Genomic DNA, 25,591 nt, shown 5'->3' with positions numbered 1-25,591 from the left:
TGCTTAGCCGACGCTCGCGCCGCTGATTTCGTCGGCTGTATTCCTGACCGCACGCCCCCATTCCTCGATCCGGTCCGCTTCGAAGCGCGAGCCGGGCATCGAAAAGCACACGCTTGCCACCGCGACGCCGTTCCCGTCGAAGATCGGCGCACCGATGGCATAGATCTGGTGGCGGTACTGGCCTAGATTGACGGAATAGCCGCGCGTGCGAACGCGCTCGAGCTCTTTGCGGATCAGCGCGGGATCGTTGATGGTGTGCTCGCCGTACTTCGGCAGATCGCGCCCGAGGATCGTGTCGATCTGGTCCCCGGTCATGTGCGCGAGGATCGCTAGGCCGTTGGCGGTCGCATGGAACGGCGACACGTTTCCGATGGAGTACGCCGTACGGACGTGCTGCTTGCACTCGGTTTCCTCGATGAGAACCATCGCCGTGGTGCCGTCCGGGATCGAGAGATGAACGGTTTCGTTGACGAGGTCGCACAGGTCCTGCATCGGCTGGCGCGCGGCTTTCTGCAATGCGCCGCCCTTCAATGCGCTGGGCCGCACGCCCACTACCCGCGCGCCGATCTCCCAGCGCGTCACTTCGCTGCCGGCCTGACGCAGCCAGCCCGCTTCCTGAAACGTCATCAACACGCGCTGCACGCTCGACTTCGGCATGTTCAGCAGCTTCGAGAGTTCGCTGACTCCGATCGGCTGATGCTGCGAGATGGTCTCGATGATCTCGATGCTCTTCAGGAGGCTGTTCATCTTTTGATTCCTTGCGATCGACAAGCGCGCATGCTAACTTGCCAACTCGTACCACATTGAAGCACGGCGTGCCGTATTGTGGCACACAGCAAGAGCGAATGCAACGGCCAATCCGCAGACGCGCGAGCGTCGCAAGGCTTACCTAGAGAAACGCAGAGGAAGGCAATGGGCTTGAGAATCGGAGTAGACATCGGTGGATCGTTCACGGACTTCGCCGTGCTGGACGACGAGACGCGGACCACGCGCACACTGAAGGTTTTTTCGCGGCCGGACTCGCCGGGCAGCGAAGTGATCGACGGCATGCAAGGCTTGCGCGAGCGTTTCGGCATCGACCCGCGCGACGTCACCTACTTCACGCACGGCACGACCGTTGGCGTGAACGCGGTGGTGATGCGCAAGGGCCTGCGCCTCGCGCTCATCACGACACGCCATTTCGAGGACGTGCTCGACATCGCGCGCCTGAAGATCCCCGACATGTATCACCTGATGTCGCGCCGCCCGGATCCGCTCGTCACGCGCGACCGCGTGATCGGCGTCGATGGCCGCATGCGTCCGGACGGCACTGAGGAAACACCCATCGACGAAGCCAGCGTGCTGGCCGCGCTCGCCGCGCTACGGGCGGCACAATGCGAAGGCGTGGTCATCTCGCTGCTGCATTCGTACCGCAACCCCGCGCACGAGCAGCAGGTCAAGGCGATCATCGAAAAGGCCGCGCCCGGATTCTTCGTGTCGTGCTCGCACGAAGTGTGGCCGATCATCCGTGAATACGAGCGCACCGTCACCGCCACGATCGGCGGCTATGTGCAGCCGCGTGTCTCGCAATACCTCTCGCGCCTGCAGGCCGCGCTCGCCGAGAGCGGCGTCGGCGCGGATCTCAAGGTAACCAAGTCCAACGGCGGCGTGATGAGCGCCGAAAACGGCAAGAGCAACTGCGTGCAAATGATCCTGTCGGGCACCGCCGCCGGCGTGATCGGCGCGTCGTATCTGGCCGGCATCTGCAAGATCAAGGACTGCATGAGCCTGGACATCGGCGGCACGACCGCGGATGTCGCGCTGATCGTCGATGGCAAGCCGCAGTACGCCACCGGCGAATACATCGGCGACTTCCAGATTCACATTCCGTCGGTATCCGTGTCGTCGATCGGCGACGGCGGCGGCTCGATCGCCTGGGTAGACGATTTCGGCGTGCTGAAGGTCGGCCCCGAGAGCGCCGGCTCGAATCCTGGCCCGGTGTGCTATGGCCGCGGCGGCACGCGCCCTACCATCACCGACGCGTTCGCAGCGATCGGCGTGCTCGGCCGCGCGTCGCTCGGCTATAACGCGGTGAAGGTCGACGTCGACGCGAGCCGCCGCGCGATCGAGCCGCTCGCCCAGCGCCTCGGGCTGGATGTGCATCGGACCGCCGCGGCGATCATCGATGTCGCCGTGTCCGGCATGTACGGCGGCGTCAGCCGCATCGTGTCGCGCTTCGGCATCGATCCGCGCACGTTCTCGCTGATGCCGTTCGGTGGCGCCGGGCCGATGCTCGGCGGTTTCCTCGCCCGCGCGCTGAACATGAAGCATCTCGTCGTGCCCACCACGCCGGGCGTGCTGAGCGCGCTGGGCGGCCTGATCGCCGACACGAAAAACGACTTCGTGCGCACCACCTACTACCCGCTCGACGCCGCCTCGCTCGACAAACTGTCCGTCGATCTCACCACGCTCGAAAAGCAGGCGCGCGACTGGATCGTCAGCGAGACCGGCTCGGACAAGGGCGCCGAGATGTCGGTGTCGGCCGACATGCGCTACCGCGGCCAGTCGTTCGAAGTCGACACGCCGCTCGACCCGCAATCGATCCGCAACGGCGACATGGCGACCATCGCCGACGCATTCCATCGCGAACATCACCGCCTGTACGGCCACAGCGATGCCGCGTCGCCCGTGCAGGTCGTGGCCCTGCGCCTCGTGATCAGCCTGCCCACGCCGAAGCCCGAAATGCCGAAGATCGCCGTGGGCGAAGGCGCACCGCCCGTCGAGGCGATGATCGACGTCTACCTGGACGACGCATGGCGCACCGTGCCGCTCTATCACCGCTCGGCGCTGCTGGCGGGCCACCGTTTCGACGGCCCCGCGATCATCGCGCAGGACGATACGACGACCTGCGTGCTGCCCGGCTGCGAAGCCGTCGTCGACGAATACGGCAACCTGCTGCTGTCGCTGCAGTGAGCGCAGATGACTTTCGAAGGACTGAGACAATGACATTCGACCGATCCGTTCTGCAGATTTTCGCCAATTATTGCGTGGCGGCCGCCGAAAGCATGGCGCATACGCTGATGCGCACAGCGCATTCGGCCTTCGTCAAGGAAACCGAGGATTTCTCCTGCACGATCATGACGCCGGAAGGCCTCACCTTCGCGTCGCCGAAGACGCTCGGCGCAACCTGGTATCCGGGCCTCGACTTCGGCTCGGTGATCGAGGCGATCGATCACTACGAACCCGGCGACATCGGCATGACCAACGATGCCTATAGCGGCTACGTCGCCACGCATACGCCCGACGTCATGATGTGGAAGCCGGTGTTCTACAACGGCGAGATCGTCTGCTACGTGGGCGGCCATATTCACAACACCGACATGGGCGGCGCGGTGCCAGCCTCGCTGTCGCGCACGCTCACCGAGATCTATCAGGAAGGCATCCGCTGGGCGCCGACCAAGATCATGCGTGCCGGCGTGCTCGACGAAACGCTGCTCGATCACATGGCAATCAACGTGCGCGCCCCCGAGCAGAATCGCGGCGACCTGAAGGCGCAGATCGCGATGCTGATGACCGGCGAGCGGCGCGTGCTGGAGATCATCGAACGCTTCGGCGTCGACGACTTCAAGGCGGGCATGCACGCGATGATCGACTACTCGGAGGAACAGGCGCGCGCGATCGTCGCCGCCATGCCCGACGGCGAATACTTCTTCGCCGAATACGCGGACGAGGATTCGGTCAACGGCAAGCCGCTACGCGTCGCGCTCAACCTGAAGGTCGAAGGCGAATCGCTCGTGCTCGACTTCACGGGCAGCGATCCGCAGCTCAATTCGTCGCTGAACATGCCGACCGGCGGCAAGGAGCGGCACGTGCTCGCCCTCGTCGGGCTGAACTACGTGCTCTATTCGCTGCATCCCGATCTGCTGCTGAACGCGGGCATGCTGAAGGTCGCGCGCTGCGTGCTGCCGGAAGGCACGATCATGAACTGCGTGCCGCCCGCTGCGGTCGGCATGCGCAGTCTGACCTGCAAGGTCGCGCAGAACGTCACCTTCGGCGCGTTCTCGATGGTCTGCCCCGAGCGCCTGCCCGCGTGCCCAGCGGGCGGCATGTCGATTCTCAACGTGCGCACGGTCGATAGCGACGGCCGTACCGTGATCGCCGCCATCGGTCCGGTGGGCGGCGGCGCAGGCGGCATGATCAGCGCGGACGGTTCTGACGCATCGGGAGCGAACGTCGCGTTTCTGCGCAACACCCCGGTCGAGATCAACGAAGCCGAAGTGCCGATCCGCATCCTCAAGTACGGCATGGTGCCGGGCAGCGCGGGCGCGGGACGCTATCGCGGTGGCCTTGGCACGGTCATGGAATTCCGGGTGTTCTCGCCCGGCACGCTGGTCACGGCACGCAATCGCGACCGTTCGCGCTTCGCGTCATGGGGCGTGCTGGGCGGCAAGGCGGGATCGAATTCGCGCTTCACGCGCAATCCGGACACCGAGCGCGCGGAAGATCTCGGCGTCACCGATCTCGTCGTGTGCGGCCCCGGTGACGTGATCCGCCTGGAAGGCTGCGGCGGCGGCGGTTACGGAAATCCGTACGAGCGCGATCCGCAGAGGGTCGCCACCGATGTTCTGCGCGGCTACTTGAGCGAAGCCGATGCGCTGACGCTGTACGGCGTGGTGCTGAACGCCGGCGAAGTGGATGCGGACAAGACCCAGGCGAAACGCGCCGCGCTCGCGGCCGAAGCGCCCGCCGGCCCCGTCGGGCACTTCGATTACGGAGCGGCGCGCACGGCCTACGAGGCGCGCTGGACCCGCGAACGCTACGCGGTGCTGACGGAGATCCTCGCGGCGGTGCCGGTGGTATGGCGTCACTTCCTCAAGCACAAAATCTTCGACACATTCGATGCATGGGAAGCCGACGGCCGTCTGCAGCCGGGCGGTCAGGCGATCGGCGAGATCTTCGCCGAAGTCGCGGCCAAGTATCCGCAACTGATCGAGGCACAGCGCGCGGCCTGACGCCCCTCGCCGATGCCGCTGCGATGCGCGCGGCCTGCCGGTTTTCCTTTGACGGCAGGCGGTGCACGCGCGGCATCCGGTCAAACGCGTTTTTGAAGGGTGAGCAATGACATCGCTGCACGAAACAGATCGGCGTCACTTTTTTCATCCAGGCACGCACGCAAACGATCACGCAACCGGCGCCCTGCCCGGCTTCATCCTCGACAAAGGGCACGGCATCTATCTGACCGACGTCGACGGGCGCGAGTACATCGACGGATTCTCCGGACTGTATTGCGTCAACGTTGGCTATGGCCGCGAAGAAATCGCCGATCGCATGGCCGCGCAATGCAAGCGGCTGTCGTACTACCACACCTACGTCGGCAGCGGTAACGAGCCTGTGATCGAATTGTCGCGACGGTTGATCGAGGATTGGGCGCCGCCGGGCATGGTGAAGGTGTTTTACGGCATGTCGGGTTCGGACGCGAACGAAACGCAAATCAAGCTCGTCTGGTACTACAACAATATTCTGGGCCGTAAAAACAAGAAGAAAATCATCGCACGCGATCGCGCGTATCACGGCTCGGGCATCGTCACGGGCGCGCTGACGGGCCTGCCGGCCTACCATGCGAATTTCGATTCGCCCTTCGATCGCGTGGTGCGCGCGATGTGTCCGGATTACTACCGCAACGCTGCCCCTGGCGTGTGCGAAGCGGACTTCACCGCGCAATGCATCGCCGAACTCGAAGCGTTGATCGAATCCGAAGGCGCCGACACGATCGCCGCATTCATCGCCGAACCGATGAACGGCACCGGTGGCATCGTGCCGCCGCCCGAAGGTTATTGGCCCGCGGTGCACGCCACTTTACGCCGCCACGACATTCTGTTGATTGCGGATGAAGTCGTATGCGGTTTCGGGCGCCTCGGAGCACGCACGGGTTCCGAGCGCTTCGGCATCGCGCCCGATTTGCTGACTTTCGCGAAGGGACTAACGAGCGCCTATGCGCCGATGTCCGCGGTTGTGGTCGGCGAGGCGTTCTGGGACGTGCTGATGAGCGGATCGCGCGAGCACGGGATGATGGGTCACGGCTGGACGTATTCGGGACATCCGCTTGGCGCGGTCGCGGGGCTTGCGAATCTCGACATCATGGAGCGCGAAAAGCTCGTCGACAACGCGGATCGAGTCGGTGCGTATCTTCTCGAGCGCTTAAGGACGATGTTCGGTGCGCATCGCAACGTCGGCGACATTCGCGGCGTCGGAATGCTGATGGCGATTCAACTGATGGAAAATCCGAGGTCGCGCACGCCGTTCGCGCCCGAGCGCCGCATCAACGCAAGTGTGGTTGCGGCGGCGCGCAAGCATGGTCTGTTGATACGCGCGCTCGGGACGGATATCGTCGGCTTCGCGCCGCCGTTGATCACGACGCGTAGACAGGCCGACGAGATCGTGGAGCGTGTGCAGGCTGCCTTGAACGACACGCTGCCCGCATGACGACGAACATCGACGCGACCATGACGACACTTCACCTGCCCGCGATCGGTTTAGGTACATGGCGATCGACACACGACGAGGGCGTGCGCGCAGTGCGTACGGCGATCGAAAAGGGCTACCGGCACATCGATACCGCCGCGCGCTACGAAAACGAAGCCGCGGTCGGCGAAGGCATTCGGCAAAGCGGCATCGCACGCGATGATCTGTTCGTGACCACGAAAGTCTGGTGGACGGAACTGCGCACGGCGGCTTTCAAGCGTTCGCTCGAAAGAAGCCTGTCCGAGCTGAAACTCGATTACGTCGATCTATTGCTGATTCACTGGCCGAATCCCGACGTGCCGCTCAACGAGCAACTCGGCGCGCTCGCCGATGCGCATCATCAAGGACTTGCGCGCCAAGTCGGCGTGTCGAACTTTCCGGTGGCTTGGCTCGACCGCGCGGTGGAATTATCGCCGGTACGGCTGTCGGTGAATCAGTGCGAATACCACCCGTATCTGGACCAGCGGAAGGTGCTTGACGCGTGCGCGCGTCACGGAATCACCTTCGTCGCGCATACGCCGCTGGGCAGCGGGCGGCTCCTCGACGAACCGCTGATCGCCGAAATCGCGGCGCGCCACGGGAAACGGCCGTCGCAAATCTTGCTGCGCTGGCTCATCCAGCAGCCCGGCGTTGCGGCAGTGCCGAAGTCGTCAAACGAGATTCGGATCGGCGAAAACATCGACGTGTTCGATTTCGCGCTCGAGCCACACGAAATGCGCCGCATCGCCGCGCTCGCTCGTCCCGACGGACGAGTCAGCAAGGTGGCGTGGGCGCCTGCGTGGGATAACGCCTGACGCTGTCGTACTCGGCTCCAAACTCGCGATAAGGATTCGGATGCTAGTTTTTCACCACAAGGACCAGGCTCTGCACGACCCCGAGCGTGTATTTCGCGGCGGAAAATACATCCCGCAAGTCGACAGGGCAGAACGTTACGAGATCTTCCTGGACATCGTGACTCATGCGGGGCACGACGTAAGGTCTGCAGAACTGAGCGGCCTGAACGAGATTTTAGAGATCCACGATCCGGCCTACGTCGAATTTCTCAAGACGGTCTACTCGCGTTGGGAAAAACAAGCGGAGTTTGGCCCCGACGCAGTGCCAAACGTACATCCTACGCATAGGATGTCGCGCAAACCCCAAAATCTTCTTGGCGAGCTCGGTTGGTACAGTAATTCAACCTCGTGCCCAATCACAAGAGATACGTGGAAGGCTGTCTTCGCCAGCGCGTGCGTCGCGCTCAATGGTGCGCGTTCGCTCGGTGAGGGCGCAAAACAGGTCTACGCGCTATGCCGGCCTCCCGGTCATCATGCCTTCCCTGACATGATGTCTGGTGTATGTTTTCTAAATAATGCCTCGATCGCGGCACAACAATTGACGAAGCGCTTCGGAAAAGTGGCTGTCGTCGACCTGGATGTGCACCATGGAAACGGAACTCAGCACATCTTTTATCGCCGTTCCGATGTTCTTTTTTGCTCCATTCATGCAGACCCTTCGCAGCGCGCGCCGTTCTATGCCGGTTACGACGATGAAATTGGCGCAGATGCCGGCGAAGGTTTCAATCTCAACATGCCGCTCCCCGTTGGTACTGGAGATGAAGTCTGGCTCAATGCAGTTATCCAGGTGGTCCAACGAATCATGGCGTTCAATCCGGGCGCTATTGTAATTTCACTAGGATTTGACGGGTCGATACACGATCCGATGAAGACTTTCCAGCTAACGAATAACGGCTTCGCAAAAGCAGCGTCCTTGTTAGCTGCCCTGAATGTTCCCACGCTGCTTGTTCAGGAAGGTGGTTACATCAACCCGCAACTGGGCGCATGCCTGCAGCTATTCCTTGCAACGTTCCAGGGCGGCTAAAGTGCTACGCCGGAGATAGGCGTTGAATCGTACGGCGCGCCACGTCTTCTTTGGCGGGCGTGTCACGTCGAAGCGCAGCCGAAAGCGCGGCGTCAATTTTCTCTCATTCACCGAGATACGCTGCGCGCACGTTCGGATCGTCGAGCATCTGCTTCGCGTCCCCCGACATCGTCACTGTGCCAGAATCCATCACGTAGCCGCGATTCGCAGCCTGCAAGGCAAGCCGCGCGTTCTGCTCGACGAGCAGCACCGTGATGCCTTCCTTCGACACTTCGCGCACCACTTCGAAAATCTTCTCAACCATGATCGGCGACAAACCCATCGACGGCTCGTCGAGCAGCAGCAGCTTCGGCTTCGAGATGATCGCGCGCGCCATCGCCAGCATTTGCTGCTCACCGCCCGACAGCGTGCCCGCGAGCTGCGACGCGCGTTCCTTCAGGCGTGGAAAGAAGCCAAACATGCGGTCGACGTCCTTCTTGATGCCTTCCTTGTCGTTGCGCAGGTACGCGCCCATCTGCATATTTTCGACGATCGACATGCGCGCGAAAATGCCGCGGCCTTCCGGCACCATCGCCAGGCCACGCTTCAGCAGTTCGTGTGCCGGAATGCCCTTGATCGACTGACCCATGTATTCGATGTCGCCGGCCGAGTAGGGTTTGAGACCCGTTATCGCCTTCATGGTCGTCGTCTTGCCGGCGCCGTTGGCGCCGATCATCGTGACGAGCTCGCCCTGCTGGACTTCCATGTCGACGCCCTTCACTGCCTGGATGCCGCCGTAGTTGACCTGCAGGCCCCTGATTTTCAACATTGTCGTAGCCATCAGTGGCCCCCCGCACCCAGATAAGCCTCGATCACCTTCGGATCGCGCCGCACGTCGTGTGGCAGACCTTCGGCGATCACCTTGCCGTAGTCGAGCACCGTCATCCGGTTGCACAGGCCCATTACCAGTTTCACGTCGTGTTCGATCAGCAGGATCGTCTTGCCGTCGCCGCGGATCTTGTCGAGCAGCCTCGTGAGCTCGACCTTCTCCGTCGCGTTCATGCCGGCGGCCGGTTCGTCAAGCGCGAGCAGCTTCGGATCGGTCGCGAGCGCACGGGCAATCTCCAGACGCCGCTGGTGACCGTACGACAGGTTGCGCGACGTGTAGTCCGCGTACTGTGCGATGCCGACGTACTCGAGCAGCTCAAGCGCGCGTTCCTTGATCTCGCTCTCTTCCTGCCGCTCCGCCGGCGTCTGGAATACGGCACCGAGCAGGCCGTGCTTCGTGCGCACGTGCCGGCCCACCATCACGTTTTCCAACGCTGTCATGCCGCCGAACAGACGAACGTTCTGGAACGTGCGCGCGATCCCCGCCTTCGCGACCTTGTACACGGCCATCGGCGTGTACATTTCGCCGTCCAGCTTGAACTCGCCCGAATCCGGCGTGTAAAGCCCCGTGATCACGTTGAAGAATGTCGTCTTGCCGGCGCCGTTCGGGCCGATCAGACCGTAGATTTCGCCTTCGGTGATCTGCAGGCCGACGTCCGACAGCGCCTGCAGGCCGCCGAAACGCTTGCTCACGCCCTTCACGGACAGTCGAATGTTGTTGCTCATTTGAGTCTTCCCACTGTCCTTATGCGCGCACCGGCTTCTTGCTGTTGCGTCTCGCTACCCTTGCAATCTCGTCCTCGTGCTTGGGCGCCGGCCACAGACCTTCAGAGCGATACAGCATGATGACCACCATCGCCAAGCCGTACAGAAGCTGACGAATCACTTCAGTGTCGAGAATTTGATGACCGAATAGCCAGTACTGGAGGGGCCCCATCGTCGAGCGCAGAAATTCGGGGAAGACCGCGAGCAGTACCGCGCCGAGAATCACGCCAGGGATGTGGCCCATGCCGCCCAGCACCACACACGCCAGCACGACAACCGATTCCCAGAAGGTGAACGATTCAGGGGAAACGAACCCTTGGAAGCCGCCGAACATGGCGCCTGAGAGCCCACCGAATGAAGCGCCCATCGCGAACGCGAGCAGCTTTACGTTACGGGTGTTGATGCCCATTGCTTTAGCCGCAATCTCGTCTTCGCGGATCGCGGCCCATGCGCGACCGATGCGCGAATGTTGCAGTCGCGTGCACACCCAGATCACGAGCAGCGAACAGAACACGAACAAGTAGTAGTAGAGGACAACCGACGACAACCGAAAGCCGAAAACCGTATGCGACTTCGCGAGGCTGAAGCCCCCAAGGTGCACGGGGTCGACGCCTGTAATCCCCTGCGGACCGTTGGTAATGTTCAGGGGGCGATCGAGATTGTTCATGAAAATCCGCACGATCTCGCCGAAGCCGAGCGTCACGATGGCCAGATAATCGCCGCGCAGACGTAGGGTCGGCGCGCCAAGCAGTACGCCGAACAGCGCAGCAAGCCCCATCGCGATTGGCACAACGACGAGGTATGAGAAGTGCAGGCCGTTGGGGTAAATGCGGCCGATCCAGTCGAATTGTGCCGACAGGTGGGGCGAGGTCAGCAGCGCCGCGGTGTAAGCGCCCACAGCATAAAACGCGATGTAGCCTAAGTCGAGCAAGCCCGCAAAGCCGACTACGACGTTCAAGCCCAGCGCGAGCATGACGTAAAGCATCGCGAAGTCGAGTACACGCACCCAGTACGGGCCACCAAGCGCGCCAATAAGCATCGGTGCCATGGCGACGAAAATCGCGATAAGTACGCCCGCGACACGCGTTTCTGCGCTCTTGCGCTCCTCGATGAGCGGGGGCGACGTTTCGATCGGACGAATGGATGTCATCTTCTGCTCCTTACGCACGATCCGCGACGCGCTCGCCCAGCAAACCCGACGGGCGGAACACCAGCACCACGATCAGCACGATGAACGCGAACACGTCCTGATAGTTACTACCGAACACGCCGCCCGTGAGGTTGCCGATATAGCCGGCACCGAGTTGCTCGATGAGTCCGAGCAGCACGCCGCCCACCATCGCGCCACCCAGGTTGCCAATTCCGCCCAGCACAGCGGCGGTAAACGCCTTCATGCCAGGGATGAAGCCCATGTAGAAGTGCACGTTGCCGTATTCCGATGCAATCATCACACCCGCCAGCGCGGCCAGAGCCGAACCGATCATGAAGGTCGCCGAGATCACGAAATTCGGGTTCACGCCCATCAGGCTTGCGTTGTTCGGGTTCTCCGCGATGGCGCGCATTGCGCGGCCGAGCTTCGTCTTGTGCACGAGCAGCAGCAGCGCGCCCATCGTCAGGAACGCAACGACGACGATCGTGATTTCAGTGGCCGAGATCACGGCGCCCGGGTTGTTCGGACCGGAGGCGATCACGTTGATCGGATCGGTCGGCAGCAGCTGCGGGAACGCAAGGGGGTTGCGCCCCCAGATCATCATCGCGAGGGTTTCGAGCAGGATCGACACGCCGATCGCCGTGATCAGCGGGGCGAGACGAGGCGCGCGCCGCAACGGCCGGTAGGCGATCTTTTCGATCGCATACCCGACCATCGCGCAGACAATCGCCGCAATGATCAGCGCGATGACGAGCGTGGCGACATGGCCGAGCCAGGGGAAATGATTCTGCAGCACCGTGATGGCCGAGAGCGCCACCATCGCGCCCACCATCAGCACATCGCCATGCGCAAAGTTGATGATGCCGAGAATGCCATACACCATCGTGTAGCCCAGCGCGATGATGGCGTATACGCTGCCAAGCACCAGCCCGTTAACGATCTGCTGGATGAAAATGTCCATTCTTGTAGATCTCGATTCGGCGGGCGCGCGACTCGGCGATTCCCGCCCGCATGGCCGCGCAGCCCCGCCCTGTCGTTGCATGAAAGACCTATGCGTACGTCGCTTACATCTGTTCGAGGTCGAGCAGCGTTCGCTTGCCCAACTTGTATCCGTACAGAGAAATCACGCCGTGCTTCAAGTCGCCGTGCTCGTCAAACTGCGCGTTGCCGATCACGCCGTTATAGTTCGTGGCTGGCATGGCCGCGAGAATCTTCGCCGGGTCGACCGAATTGGCATGCTTCATGGCATCGACGATGATGTACACCGCGTCGTAGGTGAACGGAGCGTAGAGCACGATCGGCTGGTGAAAGCGCGCCATGTATTTGTTTTCGAATTGCTTGCCTCCGGGCATCTTCTCGATTGCCATACCAGCCTGCGAACACACCACCTCGTCGGTTGCCGAACCCGCCAGATTCGCAAGATCTTCGGAACAGAGACCGTCGCCACCGAACACCTTGGCTCTCAAGCCGAGTTGCTTGCCCTGCTTCGCAAACGGACCACCGGTTGCGTCCATCCCGCCATACATGATTGCGTCGGGATTCTCACCCTTGATCTTGGTCAGGATTGCCCGAAAGTCGACAGCCTTGTCGTTCGTTGCGTCGTGCGACAGCACCTTGATGCCAAGGGCCTTTGCTTGTCTTTCGAACTCATTCGCGAGACCTTGCCCATAGGCTGTCGAATCATCGACGACCGCTACCGTCTTTACGCCTTGCTGCTTCGCGTATTTCGCGAGCGCGGGGCCCTGCTGCGCATCCGTCGCAACAACGCGAAATGCCGTCTTGAAACCCTGGAGCGTGTACTGCGGATTCGTAGCCGACGGTGAGATCTGCGTAATACCTGCGTCGCTGTAAATCTTGGACGCCGGAATCGACGTCCCAGAATTGAGGTGACCGACCACGGCGACGACATGGTCGTCGACGAGCTTCTGCGCCACTTGGGTGGCGGTGCGCGGATCAGCCGCATCGTCCTGCGCATCGAGCTGCAGCATGATTTTCTGGCCGCCGATCATGAGCCCCTTCTTATTGATCTCTTCGACTGCGAGGCGTGCGCCGTTCTCCTCATCCTTTCCAAGATGAGCGATCTGCCCGGTCAGCGGTCCGACTTGGCCGATCTGAATCACCTCGTCGGCCTTCGCATTCGTCTTCGCCGCCAGAAGCAGCATCGCCAACGCAGTGGCAGGCATTAGCTTTCGATATGTGGCTTTCATACTCAATCAGTCTCCGTTCTGTGAAGGCGCGTCTCCGGGCGACGCATTACGCGGTCGCTTTTACATGTCGTTCGGACGGATTCTGGGCTAGCGATCGCTGCTCAACAAGCAATCGATTCTGTCGACTTGTTAAGACAAACTTGATAATTAAGCAGCGAGATGCTCGTGGACTGCGTTGATTACCTTGAGCACTTTCAGCGGCACTGAGCGCCGCATTATGGATCTGTGTGGACGCACTGCCTCAAGCTGGAGAGCGCACTAACTGTGCTTCCCGGCATAACGTTGTCGACGGCCGTGCAACGGCGAGACATGAAGACCTGGGCGTTGCGGAAATGCGCGCGTGGCGGAAATGGAAATATTGCTCCGCAATGCGCGAAGCGCAGAAGAGTGTGTTGAAGTCCCCTACGTTGGCGCGCCGCGCCCAAATTCGGAGGACACTAACTCGTTATGCCAGTTCGGCAGCCATTCAGTCAAAAACGCCAGGAAGCCCTCAGCTGCCGGTGAACTGGCGCGCGCGACGGGGTGATAGACACAGATCTGTCGGATCGTCTCGGGTTCAACCACGCGCCTCATGACGAGACCGAACGACTTCGCGAGCAAGCCGACATATTGTGGAGCTAGCGTCGCCGCCAACCCCTGCGCAGCGAGGCCAAGCGCTGTGGTGACATTATCGACGACGTCTACCGGCACGATTCGTGTTTCAGGCGGCGCATTGCTGCGCATCCGCTCGACGCTCAGTTCGTGGTCCCGTCCTGCCGCGACCAATGGCGCTTCGCGTAGCTCCGCCCATGTGACTGGATCGCGCGAGGCAAACGGAAATGAGGAGTGACACCACATGACCCATGGACTTTCGAACGCGACCGAGGATTCAACAGCACCTCCAGTCGGTCGATTAGGGCCCAGTGCAAGATCGACATCGCGGTTTGCCACACGGTCGACGAGCGCCTCGACGGGCGTATCCCGGATGCGTACGACGACCTTCGGACACTTCGATGAGTAGGCCTTGATCGCGGCGGGCAATACTGTGGCTGCGAGCACAAGCGGCGCGCCGACTCGGACAATTCCCGCCGCTTGATTGCGGAGGTCACTCGCCGCCGTTTCCGCTGCTTGGACGTGCCTCAACACCGACTCAGCCGAACTAAGAAAGTCCTGCCCCGCGCTCGTCAGAGACACGCGACGCGTCGTTCTGTCGAACAAGCGGAAACCGATCAACCCTTCCAGTTCCCCGACCATTTGACTCACGGCGGAAGACGTCAGCCCCATGCGCTCCCCGGCCAGCGCAAAGCTTCGTTGCTCGGCCACGACTAGAAAGGCTTCAAGCTGACGCAGCGTAATCCGTGTTAGTGGCATGGGTCGTCACCGAGGCTGTCGAATACGAGAATCTGCCATATCCTGGGAACATCGGGCAACCCGGGTACGCAGGGCCGCCTCCCGATTTCGTCCAGTTGCGTCCGTTGTCACGTAGGGAGTGGCTACAGGTTTCGTCACGCGTCCCTCTCTCCAGCAGCGACGTAAGCCGTCTTGACTGTAGTGTAGAACTCGGCAGCGTAGCGCCCCTGTTCGCGCGGGCCGTAGCTCGACGCTTTACGACCGCCGAAAGGCACGTGCGGATCCACCCCGGCGGTCGGCGCATTGACCATCACCATTCCGGCTTGAAGATGACGCTTGAAATGCGCGGCGTGACCGAGCGAGGTCGTGACAACGCCGGCGGAAAGCCCGAACTGTGTATCGTTGGCGACCACCAGAGCCTCGTCCGCATCCTTGACCCGAATCACGCTGGCGACCGGCCCGAAGATCTCCTCTTGATTGATCCGCATCGTGCTGTTGGTCTCGGTGAAGAGCGTAGGTTGCAGATAGAAGCCGGGCTGGCCGTTCGGATGGGGATCGATAGCCGAACCGCCGTACGCCACGTGTGCACCCTCCGCCCGACCCATTGCGATGTAGTCGATATCCTGAGCGAGTTGCTGCGCGTCAACGACGGGACCGATCGTCGTCTCAGCGCCCCGTGCGTCCCCAACGACGAGCCTTTTCATCCGCTCAATCAACGCCGCGACGAAGCGATCGTGGATGCCTTCGGCCACGACGAGCCGTGAAGACGCGGTGCATCGTTGCCCCGTGGAGAAGAATGCTCCGTTAGTCGCGCACTCGACCGCCACGTCCAGGTCAGCGTCGTCCAGTACGACAAGGGCATTTTTTCCGCCCATCTCGAGTTGGAACCTGGCCATTGCCCCAGCCCTGCCTACGCATGACTGTGCGACCTGACGACCTACCGCGACCGATCCAGTGAAGCTTACGCCACTCACACGCGCATCGTCGAGCAGCACACCTCCGATATCTCTCCCTCGTCCCATCACGAGATTGAACGCGCCCGCCGGCAACGCGGTCCTGCTAAGCACATCCGCAAGCGCCCATGCGCTCCCTGGTACGAGATCGGCAGGCTTGAAAACGACCGTGTTCCCATAGGCGAGTGCTGGCGCTATTTTCCAAGCGGGAATTGCGATCGGAAAGTTCCATGGCGTGATGATGCTGACGACTCCGACAGGCTCGCGGGTCATCTCCACCGTCATTCCCGCGCGCGTCGACGCCGCCAATTCTCCCGATGCACGCATCGTTTCGCCGGCAAAGAACTTGAAAATCTGTCCCGCGCGCGTCACTTCGCCGACTGCCTCGGACAGGGTTTTTCCTTCCTCGCGTGCAAGCAGGTCTGCGAGTTCTTGGCGGCGTGCCAACAATTCAGTACCTACCGCGTCGAGCACATCGAAGCGTTGCTGCGGCGTCGTTCGCGACCACACCGGCAAGGCAGCCTCGGCTGCGGCCACCGCCTGTTGGGCCTGTTCGCGACTGGCACGCGCATACAGGCCGATGGTATCGCGCGTGTTCGATGGGTTGATGTTCGAAGCCGCATCCGCTCCCGACACCCATTCGCCCGCTATGTAATTGCAATGCATGATCAAAACCCTTTGTTCACCATACTTCCGAATAGCGCTATTGCCGCTCAGAAGCTCGTTCGGAACCCGATGCTGACTCCTGTCTGGCTATTTTTGCTAGGGATATCGACCGTCGCTGCACCATTCGCGTGGTTATAGTCGACCTCGCCGTAGACTTCCGTGCGCTTGGACAGCGCGTATTCGGCTACCCCTGCTAGCGCATAGCGGTTGCCGCGCCCGAGAGTTCCGTCGCTGCTCAAGGCGTTCCGCATGCGGTCATAATATGCAGCCACCGTCAACGTCAAAGGCGCAGTGACGAGCCAGCTGGCGCCTGCGTAGAAGCCATCATCGATCCGGTTCGTGTTCGCTCGCGTCTTTATGGCGGGATCAAAATTGCTGACATCGCCTGTTTCGAACATCAGGAAGTCGACGTTGCCAGTGTTGTCCTGCGAGTGCAGCCACCCAAGGTATGCCTTGACCTTGCCGATCGAGTACAGCGCGCTGACATTGACCACTCGCTCCTTGTTGTTGCTCTGATCGCTGTTCTGCTGGTACCCCGTGTCCAATGACAGGCCACCCAGCGTATACGACACCGTGAACCCATACATATTGCCAGCGCCGAAACTGCCCGGCACGCCGCCGAAGGCATACATACCCTCCACGTTCAGTCCGGCGAGTTTTCCGTTGTACTTGACTGAATTGCTGTTGCGCAGACCCGCGCTGAGTGCGACGGGCAGCCATTCGGTCTGGTTGTAGTTGCCGACCGTCAAGGGATCGTATATATCGCCGAGTTGGTCGAAGAGCGGCGTATTCTGGAGACCAAAAGTCAAAACGCCGTATCGGCTACTGGACAACCCGACGTACGCCATGCGGTTGAACTCGGTGCCTGGGGACGAGAAGGAGCCGTTTTGAACATTAAATCCATTCTCCAGGCGAAACACCGTCGAGAGGCCATCGCCGAGATCTTCGGAACCCTTCAACCCCCAACGACTGCCAGTAATGGCTCCATTGGTCATGAAGACTCGGTCGCGCCCCTGGGCATCAGCGTTAGTTATATATCGCAGGCTGGTATCTGCAATGCCGTAGAGTGTGACCGAACTTTGTGCGAACGCACAATTAGCCGCAAGTGCAGCTGCCACTCCGAGCGTTGCAAGAGAAAGTCTCCGTTTGTTCATACCTATCTCCTCCTTTGTCGCACTAAATATCTTCCTTTCTTGAAGGAAGTCTCTTGATCGGCAATGCTTATTTTTTATTGCGGCGAGCAGAACATCGACTCGTACACGCGTAGATAGACACGCTCAACGCAGCGATGATTGAGCGTGTATTGTCCTCATCTAAGCGAAGACCAATATGATGATCCGCTTGCCTTGGCGGCCATTCTTAAATGAACACTCGCTATCGACAATCAATCGATTTTTTTCAATTGCAAAGGAAATTTTGACGATTGGTGCCTGCTATGCAAGCCCGATGAGATCGAGGCACGTCACCTCGCGTTCAACGCACCTTCGGCGGCTTTGAGCAACGAGCGTGGCCCCGGCGGTGACGTCGAAGTGCTCCGAATTGAGGCCACCATTCATATGCAATCTAGCGTTCGGCGCTCGCTCGGCATTGCGATATCAGGCACCGATAACCTCATCCTCGACACGATTGCGCAGCGTCCCGATCCCGGAAATTGATACCTCGGCCGTGTCACCCGGCTTCATAAATATCTGGGGATCGCGGGCAAACCCGACCCCACCCATCGTTCCGGTAGCAATCAGGTCACCAGGATTCAACGGCAACCACTCCGAGATGTACGCGATCAGTTGAGCGACGCTGAATACCATATCGGCCGTGTTACTCGATTGCATGACCTCGCCGTTGAGTCGCATTTCGATGTCGAGATTTTGCGGATCGGGGATTTCATCGGCTGTGACAAGCCATGGACCGATCGCCCCTGTGTTTTCGAAATTCTTTCCGGGCGTCAATTGCCTCGTGTGGAACTGGTAGTCGCGAAGGCAAGCTTCGTTCATCACAGAATAGCCGTACACGTGCTCGAGAGCACGGCCGGTGGAGGTGTAGCGAGGCACGCGGGTACCGATCACAACCAGCAGTTCTGCTTCCCAGTCCAGCTGGTGCGACACGCGCGGCCTGCGGATGGGCTCGCGATGTCCAGTCAGCGACTCAGCGAAGCGGGCGAACACCATAGGCTTGGTTGGCGTCTCGCGCCCGCCGAGCTTCCTGTCAGCCTCAGCCACGTGATCGTGATAGTTCAGCCCGATACAGAGAATCTTCCCCGCTTCCGGAACGACGGGCAGCAGCCTTAGATTCTCGTACAAGTAGTCTCCATGCTCGCTTTCCAACAGCTCCTGGATCGGATGATCGTCACCGCTCGCAATGAATTCGACGAAGTTCCGATATGGCAATCGGGACGTAAGATCGATTACGCTTCGGTCCTTCAAGACGCCGTAGTGCGCTTCGCCATCGATCGAGTACGAGACAAATTTCATTCGGATCACCTTACCAGTTTGTTTCAGAATCGCGGCTCTTCGCCCGCTTCGGCCTGCGCCGCTGTGAAGCCACCGAGGCGTGCATGAATTCGGCCACCCGTGCCGACGGCCAAAGCAAAGACGATCTCCCGCGGCCTCGGGGCATCGGAAATGGAAAGATCAATCGAATTGAAATGACTGCGCACCCAAGGGGAGTTGATATAGACGAGCGGTATCTGCAAGCGCGCGCCCAGCGCACCCATCATCTTCCCTGCGCTGACGAAACCTCGTGCACCTAGCACCTCCTTAATGCCTGCACCTCCGGGGTTGTGCCATGCTGCCGCGTGCTCGAGTTCACCGTCCACTCCCACGATTGCACCTTTGCCGAATACCTCAACCTCGCTCGCGTGGACATCAAGGACTTCCAGCAGTGTGTTCGACAATTGCAGTGCAAGCGGATACAGGTCCTTTTGAAATGGCAATAGATCATCGTGGTAGCGACCGGCGTACGGGTTGTCGATAACCGCGGCGGCGAGCGCGAGGCGTAGCGGCTTGACTGCCCGAGTGCCGCCATCGTGAAAAACGGTCTCCACCGTGGTGGTGAGCTTCCGGATAGAGAAATTGCTCACCGGACGCCGCCTGTATAGTCCAATCGGGTAGCCATCGCCATGGACCATTCCGAGGCGGGGCATGAACCTTCCAGGTCACGTACACGCTCTTCGGTCAGCCGATAGATCTCGTCATCTGTCAAGCCCAGATCCAGATCGTCGGCGAACGGCTGTCCCACATACCATGGCGTATCGAGATAAATCTCAATGGTGTTGCGCTCCGGATCCTCGAAGTAAAGCGACCACGAATTGCCGTGATTCATCGGCCGAAAATGAGACACTCCGTGTTCACGTGCACGGCGCTGCACACTCCGAATGTCATCGAGCGACACAACCTTGAATGAGATCTGAAACAGCGGACCGCGCGGCGGGTCGCCGGGTTCCCGCTGCACCAGCACGAACTGATGATGCTGGCTTGCCGCCGAACTCATGAAGACGATACGGCGCTTGAATTTTTGCGCAATACCGACATCCGTGACCAACATCCCTAAAACCTGTTCGTAAAAGATCTGCATCTGGTGCTGTTGATCTGTAAAGATTCCAAGATGCGATAGTTGGGGGCGCTGATGCGTGGATGTCATTTGGTTCGTTCTCGCGAATGGGACGGCGTGCTGTATTGCCCGGTTATCGCGGCACGCTCTAGCTCTTCATCACGGCAGCAATCGCATCTGCCACGATCGCTACGTTCGATTCATTCAGCCCCGCCACGCACATGCGCCCGGATCGGACCAGATAGATACCATGGGTCTCGCGCAGAACATCCACCTGCTCAGGGCTCAGCCCCGTGTAGGTAAACATCCCGCGCTGTTCGAGGTATCGCGACAACGACGCGCCAGGGATTCGCGCCGATAGATGATCGTGGATCGATCGACGCATCGTGGCAATACGCATCTTCATCTGTTCGAGCTCGCGGCGCCACATGGAAAACAGCGCATCGGAATTCAATATGCTCAACACCACGCTTGCCCCGTACGTCGGAGGGTTGCTGTAGTTGCCGCGTACCGCATTGCAGAGCTGGCCAAGGACGCGATCCGCTTCGCCCGCATTCGCACATACAACGCTTAGCCCACCGCACCGCTCGCCGTATAACGAGGAGTTTTTTGAAAACGAATTCGCGACAAGAAGAGGCACTTCTTGGCGAACGAACTCGCGTATCGCGAATGCATCGTCGTCCAGGCTGTCGCCGAAACCCTGATAAGCCATATCGACGAACGCTAAAAGGCCGCCAGCACGCATTGCATCGGCAAGCAGGCTCCATTGTGCTGGCGTCAGGTCGACGCCGGTTGGGTTATGGCAACATGCGTGCAGGAGAACGATGTCTCCACGCGGGATGTTGCGAACTGCATCGAGCAGCGCGTCGAAGCGAAGCCGGCCGGTGGTGGCGTCGTAGTACGGATACGATCGAACCTCGAATCCGGCGCGCTCGAAGACGACGCGGTGATTGTCCCAAGTCGGATCACTGACCCACACTTTCGCGTCGGCGAAGGTGCTCTTGAGAAAATCCGCGCCGACCTTGAGCGCCCCGCCGCCGCCAAGCGATTGGATGGTTGCCACTCGTCCCTCGCGAACGACCGCAGAATCTTCGCCAAATACAAGCCGTTGGACGCCCGTGCGGTAGCCAGGTAGCCCCGCCATCGGCAGATACGGCCGAGGACCCGCCGCCTCCCGCAGTTGGTGCTCAGCCTGATGAACGGATTCGAGCACCGGCACACGCCCTGCGGCATCGAAGTAGATACCGATCGTGAGATTGACTTTCCCTGTTCGCTGATCTCGCTGAAAATCTTCGTTGAGACTTAGGATCGGATCGCCCGCATAGGCAGCAACTTTCGAGAACATCATTTGACTCCAGTGTGGAAAAACAGCGACGCGGATCAGCGGCTTCTCGCATCAGTAAAGAGCGTGAGAGCGGCCAAACAGGCGGGAAAGCCCGAACAACGCGTCAACGCTGGGCGTCGGGACGTCGAGTCGACGCCCGATCTCATGCACGACACCGACGATCGCGTCGAGCTCCATTGCCCGCCCCGCCTCCACGTCTTGCAGCATCGAGGTCTTGAAGGCGCCGAGCTTCGCTGTGACTGCATGGCGATCGTCTGGCGATTGATTGATCACACAACCCACTCGTCTGCCGATTTCCGCAGCCTCACGCATCGCCGCCGAGCAGAATTCGCGCACCAGCGGATCGCCAAGCAGACGATCGATCGTCGCGCCAGTCATGGCCGACACTGGATTCATCGTCAGGTTGCCCCAGAGCTTGTACCAGATGTCATGACGGATATTGGCCGACACGGTCACGTCGAAACCAGCGGCGCGTAGTACGCCAGCGAGTCCATCGACGCGTGCACTGCTGCCGCCTGACGGCTCGCCGATGATCAGACCACGGCCCATTTTGTGGTCGACCATTCCGGGTTCGGGAGTGGACGCGCTGGCGTGAACGACGCATCCGAGAACGTGCTCGAACGAAATCGCGTCGTCAATCCTTCCACCCGGATCGACGGATTCCAGCGGGTATCCATCGAACTGCGCGATCTTTTTGCAAAACCACCAAGGCACACCATTCATTGCCGGCAGCACGATGGTGTCTGCGCCGATCATGGGGCGGAGCGCCGATGCAAGACTCGGCAACGCCTGTCCTTTAACCGCAACGATCAACACATCCTGCTGGCCGAGTGCGGCGGGGTCGGCGTCGGCGCGGACTGCGCCGGTACGCATCTCGCCGCCTGAAAGCAGACGCCAACCGTGCCGATTCATCGCGTCGAGGGTCGCACCTCGCGCAAGCACCGACACATCGACGTCCTGGACCTGCGCGAGCGACACGCCCAGCAAGCCGCCTATCGCGCCTGCACCTACGATGCCGATTTTCATGATTCCACCTTGATCGCACCCGGCTTCATGCTCCCCGCGGTGCGATAGTTATCTTTCAAATACGCCGACACGCGTTCATCGAATCCGAACGCAACGCGCCGTACCTCCGCACTGTCGGTGGGCGCGTGCCCGACGCCCAGCGCTGCCGCGCGCGGCGCAGCAATCGCCGTTACGGTTCCCTTGAGACGTCCGATGCCGGTAATTTCGCACTCGACGATGTCGCCAGGATCGACCGATCGGGAATGACATGGAGTCCCCATCAGGATCACGTCACCCGGAAGCAACGTGATGTGACGCGCGAGATCGGCAATTACGTAGTGCGGGCCCCAGATCGTTTCCTCGCCAATATGCGCTTCCTGCACCACCAGACCATTTCGGTAAGTGCGCAGTGTCTGCTCGAAGATATTCACGCCGCGCACGATGCCAGGGCCGATCGGCAACAACGTGTCTGCGCCTTTGACGCGCAGCATCGAGCCCTGATCGGTGTCGCGGAAGTCCTGCAATCCCATATCGAGCGCCGGACAAAAACCCGCGATGTAGTCCCATGCCTCATCGGGCAACACGTTGCGGCAGGTCTTGCCGATCACTACCGCATATTCGCTCTCATAGTTCAGATACTGACAGTCGGCAGGCTTCAAGATCTGGCCGTTGTGGCCATTGAGCGATGTCGGCGGCTTCGTGAAGTACGTCGGTGTCTCGGTTGGCCGAGACTTGTTGCGAGTCTCATAGCTGCGAGACGAATACGAAATATGCACGGCGACGATTTTGCTCGGCGATACAGGCGGAAGGTGCGCCAAAGATGAGGGATCGACCGTGCGGCCATCGTCGAGATGTAATAGACCGTCGTGCTCCCCCGCTTCAATCAACGTGCCCCAGTACGGGCTTCCGCCAACCACAACGTGACGGCGCTCTTCGCGCGGCCCCTGCAACACCGCCGGCAGGCTCGCGTACGGATATTCGAATTGCATGCGCGTGGCCCTCACTCGTGATCGATATCGCCAAACCAGACATGGATGTTGCCGGTGCCACGAGCGTTCTCGTAGGCGGACAACGCCACGCCCCGCGCTCGGCACGCAGTGCCGCCCATCGCCCCAATCATCTGGAGGTAATGCGCACCGAAAGCCTCCCAAGGCAGCCTGCGATAGTCACGATCCCAATTTTCCAGGATAACGTCGTGCCGTCCCCCGGCCATGAGGTCGATAGCGCGCCTGTCGCTTGCAATGTATTCCTCACTAAACACATTGCTCTCATGAAAGATGCGAGGATGTTTCGGCTTCCAGTCGATCCCGTTGAACTTGTGACTGAGCGCCCCCGAGGCGAGCAGCACGACGCGCAAGTCGCTGCGTTGAATGGCTTCGCCTATTACTGCGCCGGACTCGAGAAAATGTCGCGGCTCGCAGTTCTGGCACGAGCTCACAGTCACGATCGGCCACGCCTCGAGCTGCATTTGCTTGATGACGTTGATCGTCGGATAGTGGCGGGGAAGTTCCGGATTTGCGATTGCCCTTGAACGGACACCCTTTTCGCGAGCAACGTCTTCGACGAGACGGGCGAGCGCGGGGTGCCCTCGATAGTCATACGGTACCCCGTAGAGGTACCAAGGCATCTCGTCCGAGATATAGGTTCCTTTGTACCCGGTGCCGGCATCGATCAAGTGATAGCCGGTCGTGAACCAATGCGAGTCGAAAATGACGATGACATCCGGCTCGGCCGCGGCAATCCGATCCAGTACGCGCCGGTAGCCTCCGATCAGGTCGGAGTCCGTCCCTGCGCCTTGCAAGACACGGAATTCCTCGCATTGCATCAAGCCAGGATGGTGCGACACCACCGCCGCGCCTACGATCTGACCCATTCCTTTCTCCAGTTTGTCGCTGAACTTACCGATGGCTGAAGCTGGCGCGAAACGGTTGCTTCGGCAGCATCACATCCTTCACGTCGCAAAAAAATTCGAAACTCCAGTCGCCGCCCTCGCGACCGATCCCAGAACGCTTGACACCGCCGAAGGGCGCATCGAGATCTCGAATACCGAAGCTGTTAACCCAGATAAACCCGGTGCGGACTTTCTCTGCCACATCCGCTGCGTGCTGCGTCTCGCCGTAACACACGCCGCCCAGGCCGTAGTCCGTGCCGTTCGCAAGCGCTACGACTTCGCCATCGTCTGTGAACGTTTGCAACGTCAGGACGGGGCCGAACACTTCCTGCTGCACGATCTCGTCGCGCTGTTGCACGCTGGTGAGCATGGTCGGCTCGAAGTATTGGGCTCCGTAGGGGTGGGCTCGACCGCCCCAAAGTAGCCGGGCTCCCGCGTCAACGGCGCGCTGCACGAAACCTTGGACACGATCGACCTGGCGCGGATGAATGATTGGGCCAAGTTCGATGCCCTCTTCCCGCGGGTCGCCGATTCGGAGCGAGGCGACGTTCATGCGCATCGTCTCGACGAACGTGTCGCGAATTCGCTCATGGACTAGAAAGCGAGTACCCGCAAGACATACCTGACCGGCATTCCGATACATGAGCGCGCCGGTCGCGGCAGCTTGCTCGATATCCGCGTCTTCAAGCACGATGAAAGCCGATTTGCCGCCCAGTTCGAGGCTGCAGGGTACGAGATTCGCTCCCGCGGCTTGCGCGATCTTGCGAGCGGTAGGTACGGAGCCCGTAAAGGATATGCGCGACAAACGCGGATCGGCGACGAGCGCCGCGCCGGTGTTTGCGCCGGAGCCTTGCAGCAGATTGAACACCCCAGGCGGCAATCCAGCTGCATCGGCACAATCGGCTAGGAGGGATGATGTTAGCGGCGCCCATTCCGGCGCCTTCAGGATGACCGTGTTCCCGGCAGCCAATGCGGGGCCTATTTTCCAGGTCGCCAGCATCAACGGCGAGTTCCACGGCGTGATGATCGCGACTACGCCCGCCGGGTCGTGGCGCACCCGATGGGTGGCCTGCGCGGTATCGATCACGCGGTCCTGCAGCGTCAGCGCATGCGCCGCGAAATGCGTCAGATTGAGCATGGCACGCGGTACAACACCATGCCGCATGCGCGAGAGCAAAACGCCAGCGTCGTTACTTTCGAGTACACACAATTCGTCGGCACGCTTACCGATCTCTTGTGCAAAGCGATCGAGATAAGCTTTCCGTTTCTCCGGCCCCAACGCGGCCCAGGCCGGGAACGCACGCAGCGCGGCCTCAATCGCCGCATCGACCTCCTGCGGTCCTGCTTCAGACATCATCCCCAGCGAGCGCTGGTCGATCGGGGAGAAGTTTTCGAACGTGGTAGTACAGGCGATGCGCTTGCCATCGACGTAGAGGTCGGGCGACACCTTCACGCCTGCAACTTCCAAATAACGTTCGTTCATTACTGTTCCTCTCAGAGACATAAATT

General features: G+C 60.6%; 22 protein-coding genes. 5 read left to right on the top strand and 17 right to left on the bottom strand.

Features of this window, described 5'->3' with window-relative positions:
• Positions 1 to 3 precede the first annotated feature (3 nt).
• Positions 4 to 747, bottom strand: a complete 744-nt coding sequence (locus tag ACO1XS_RS21430; protein WP_331568338.1) for an IclR family transcriptional regulator — start codon at positions 745 to 747, stop codon at positions 4 to 6.
• 165 nt (positions 748 to 912) lie between these two features.
• Here ACO1XS_RS21430 and ACO1XS_RS21425 point away from each other — a divergent pair, with 165 nt between their 5' ends.
• The 5 genes from ACO1XS_RS21425 to ACO1XS_RS21405 all read left to right on the top strand — a co-directional run bounded on the left by ACO1XS_RS21425 (position 913) and on the right by ACO1XS_RS21405 (position 8,358).
• Positions 913 to 2,952 carry a hydantoinase/oxoprolinase family protein gene (locus ACO1XS_RS21425; RefSeq protein ID WP_331568339.1) on the top strand — a complete coding sequence of 680 codons (2,040 nt, stop codon included), beginning with the start codon at positions 913 to 915 and terminating at the stop codon, positions 2,950 to 2,952.
• A 29-nt stretch (positions 2,953 to 2,981) separates the two neighbouring features.
• The gene (locus tag ACO1XS_RS21420; RefSeq protein WP_486391656.1) at positions 2,982 to 4,991 is read left to right on the top strand and encodes a hydantoinase B/oxoprolinase family protein; all 2,010 of its coding nucleotides are present in this window, start codon (positions 2,982 to 2,984) and stop codon (positions 4,989 to 4,991) included.
• Between the two features lie 106 nt (positions 4,992 to 5,097).
• Complete coding sequence (locus tag ACO1XS_RS21415) at positions 5,098 to 6,462, top strand: aminotransferase (RefSeq protein ID WP_486391655.1); 1,365 nt, start codon at positions 5,098 to 5,100, stop codon at positions 6,460 to 6,462.
• Positions 6,459 to 7,295: an aldo/keto reductase gene (locus ACO1XS_RS21410; RefSeq protein ID WP_486391654.1), complete on the top strand. Its 837-nt coding sequence runs from the start codon at positions 6,459 to 6,461 to the stop codon at positions 7,293 to 7,295. Before ACO1XS_RS21415 ends, ACO1XS_RS21410 begins: the two co-directional genes overlap by 4 nt.
• Positions 7,296 to 7,335: 40 nt before the next feature.
• Positions 7,336 to 8,358, top strand: coding sequence for a histone deacetylase family protein (locus ACO1XS_RS21405; protein WP_486391653.1), 1,023 nt, complete (start codon positions 7,336 to 7,338; stop codon positions 8,356 to 8,358).
• 103 nt (positions 8,359 to 8,461) lie between these two features.
• On the opposite strand, the gene ACO1XS_RS21400 is transcribed toward ACO1XS_RS21405, so the two are convergent.
• From ACO1XS_RS21400 to ACO1XS_RS21325, 16 genes are all read right to left on the bottom strand, one after another.
• Positions 8,462 to 9,178 (bottom strand): ABC transporter ATP-binding protein, encoded by a 717-nt coding sequence (locus ACO1XS_RS21400; RefSeq protein WP_486391652.1) that lies wholly within the window; start codon positions 9,176 to 9,178, stop codon positions 8,462 to 8,464.
• A complete protein-coding gene (locus tag ACO1XS_RS21395; protein ID WP_331568345.1) occupies positions 9,178 to 9,951 on the bottom strand; it encodes an ABC transporter ATP-binding protein in 774 nt (257 codons plus the stop codon). Before ACO1XS_RS21395 ends, ACO1XS_RS21400 begins: the two co-directional genes overlap by 1 nt.
• Positions 9,952 to 9,970: 19 nt before the next feature.
• Positions 9,971 to 11,140 carry an ABC transporter permease subunit gene (locus tag ACO1XS_RS21390; protein ID WP_331568346.1) on the bottom strand — a complete coding sequence of 390 codons (1,170 nt, stop codon included), beginning with the start codon at positions 11,138 to 11,140 and terminating at the stop codon, positions 9,971 to 9,973.
• Between the two features lie 10 nt (positions 11,141 to 11,150).
• Positions 11,151 to 12,101 carry a branched-chain amino acid ABC transporter permease gene (locus ACO1XS_RS21385; RefSeq protein ID WP_486391651.1) on the bottom strand — a complete coding sequence of 317 codons (951 nt, stop codon included), beginning with the start codon at positions 12,099 to 12,101 and terminating at the stop codon, positions 11,151 to 11,153.
• A gap of 103 nt (positions 12,102 to 12,204) precedes the next feature.
• Positions 12,205 to 13,347, bottom strand: a complete 1,143-nt coding sequence (locus ACO1XS_RS21380) for a branched-chain amino acid ABC transporter substrate-binding protein (RefSeq protein WP_486391650.1) — start codon at positions 13,345 to 13,347, stop codon at positions 12,205 to 12,207.
• 402 nt (positions 13,348 to 13,749) lie between these two features.
• On the bottom strand, positions 13,750 to 14,697 hold the full coding sequence (locus tag ACO1XS_RS21375; RefSeq protein ID WP_331568349.1) for a LysR family transcriptional regulator: 948 nt from the start codon (positions 14,695 to 14,697) through the stop codon (positions 13,750 to 13,752).
• Between the two features lie 134 nt (positions 14,698 to 14,831).
• Positions 14,832 to 16,295 carry an aldehyde dehydrogenase family protein gene (locus tag ACO1XS_RS21370; protein ID WP_486391649.1) on the bottom strand — a complete coding sequence of 488 codons (1,464 nt, stop codon included), beginning with the start codon at positions 16,293 to 16,295 and terminating at the stop codon, positions 14,832 to 14,834.
• Between the two features lie 47 nt (positions 16,296 to 16,342).
• Positions 16,343 to 17,449 (bottom strand): porin, encoded by a 1,107-nt coding sequence (locus tag ACO1XS_RS21365; RefSeq protein WP_486391648.1) that lies wholly within the window; start codon positions 17,447 to 17,449, stop codon positions 16,343 to 16,345.
• Positions 17,450 to 17,890: 441 nt separating this feature from the next.
• Positions 17,891 to 18,763 carry a fumarylacetoacetate hydrolase family protein gene (locus tag ACO1XS_RS21360; protein WP_331568352.1) on the bottom strand — a complete coding sequence of 291 codons (873 nt, stop codon included), beginning with the start codon at positions 18,761 to 18,763 and terminating at the stop codon, positions 17,891 to 17,893.
• 23 nt (positions 18,764 to 18,786) lie between these two features.
• Positions 18,787 to 19,371, bottom strand: a complete 585-nt coding sequence (locus ACO1XS_RS21355; RefSeq protein WP_331568353.1) for an amino acid synthesis family protein — start codon at positions 19,369 to 19,371, stop codon at positions 18,787 to 18,789.
• Positions 19,368 to 19,931, bottom strand: a complete 564-nt coding sequence (locus ACO1XS_RS21350) for a VOC family protein (RefSeq protein ID WP_486391647.1) — start codon at positions 19,929 to 19,931, stop codon at positions 19,368 to 19,370. Before ACO1XS_RS21350 ends, ACO1XS_RS21355 begins: the two co-directional genes overlap by 4 nt.
• A gap of 58 nt (positions 19,932 to 19,989) precedes the next feature.
• Entirely contained in the window at positions 19,990 to 21,186 is a 1,197-nt protein-coding gene (locus ACO1XS_RS21345) for an amino acid aminotransferase (RefSeq protein ID WP_486391687.1), read from the bottom strand.
• A 51-nt stretch (positions 21,187 to 21,237) separates the two neighbouring features.
• Positions 21,238 to 22,212, bottom strand: coding sequence for a 2-dehydropantoate 2-reductase (locus ACO1XS_RS21340; RefSeq protein ID WP_486391646.1), 975 nt, complete (start codon positions 22,210 to 22,212; stop codon positions 21,238 to 21,240).
• The gene (locus ACO1XS_RS21335) at positions 22,209 to 23,144 is read right to left on the bottom strand and encodes a fumarylacetoacetate hydrolase family protein (RefSeq protein WP_486391686.1); all 936 of its coding nucleotides are present in this window, start codon (positions 23,142 to 23,144) and stop codon (positions 22,209 to 22,211) included. Before ACO1XS_RS21335 ends, ACO1XS_RS21340 begins: the two co-directional genes overlap by 4 nt.
• A gap of 47 nt (positions 23,145 to 23,191) precedes the next feature.
• The gene (locus ACO1XS_RS21330) at positions 23,192 to 24,064 is read right to left on the bottom strand and encodes a DODA-type extradiol aromatic ring-opening family dioxygenase (protein WP_331568357.1); all 873 of its coding nucleotides are present in this window, start codon (positions 24,062 to 24,064) and stop codon (positions 23,192 to 23,194) included.
• Between the two features lie 25 nt (positions 24,065 to 24,089).
• Positions 24,090 to 25,565: an aldehyde dehydrogenase family protein gene (locus tag ACO1XS_RS21325; protein WP_331568358.1), complete on the bottom strand. Its 1,476-nt coding sequence runs from the start codon at positions 25,563 to 25,565 to the stop codon at positions 24,090 to 24,092.
• Between the last annotated feature and the right edge of the window lie 26 nt (positions 25,566 to 25,591).

It is taken from the genome of Trinickia sp., assembly GCF_057351765.1.
The sequence above is the reverse complement of the archived record's forward strand: the minus strand, read 5'-3'. Positions and strand labels throughout refer to the sequence as shown.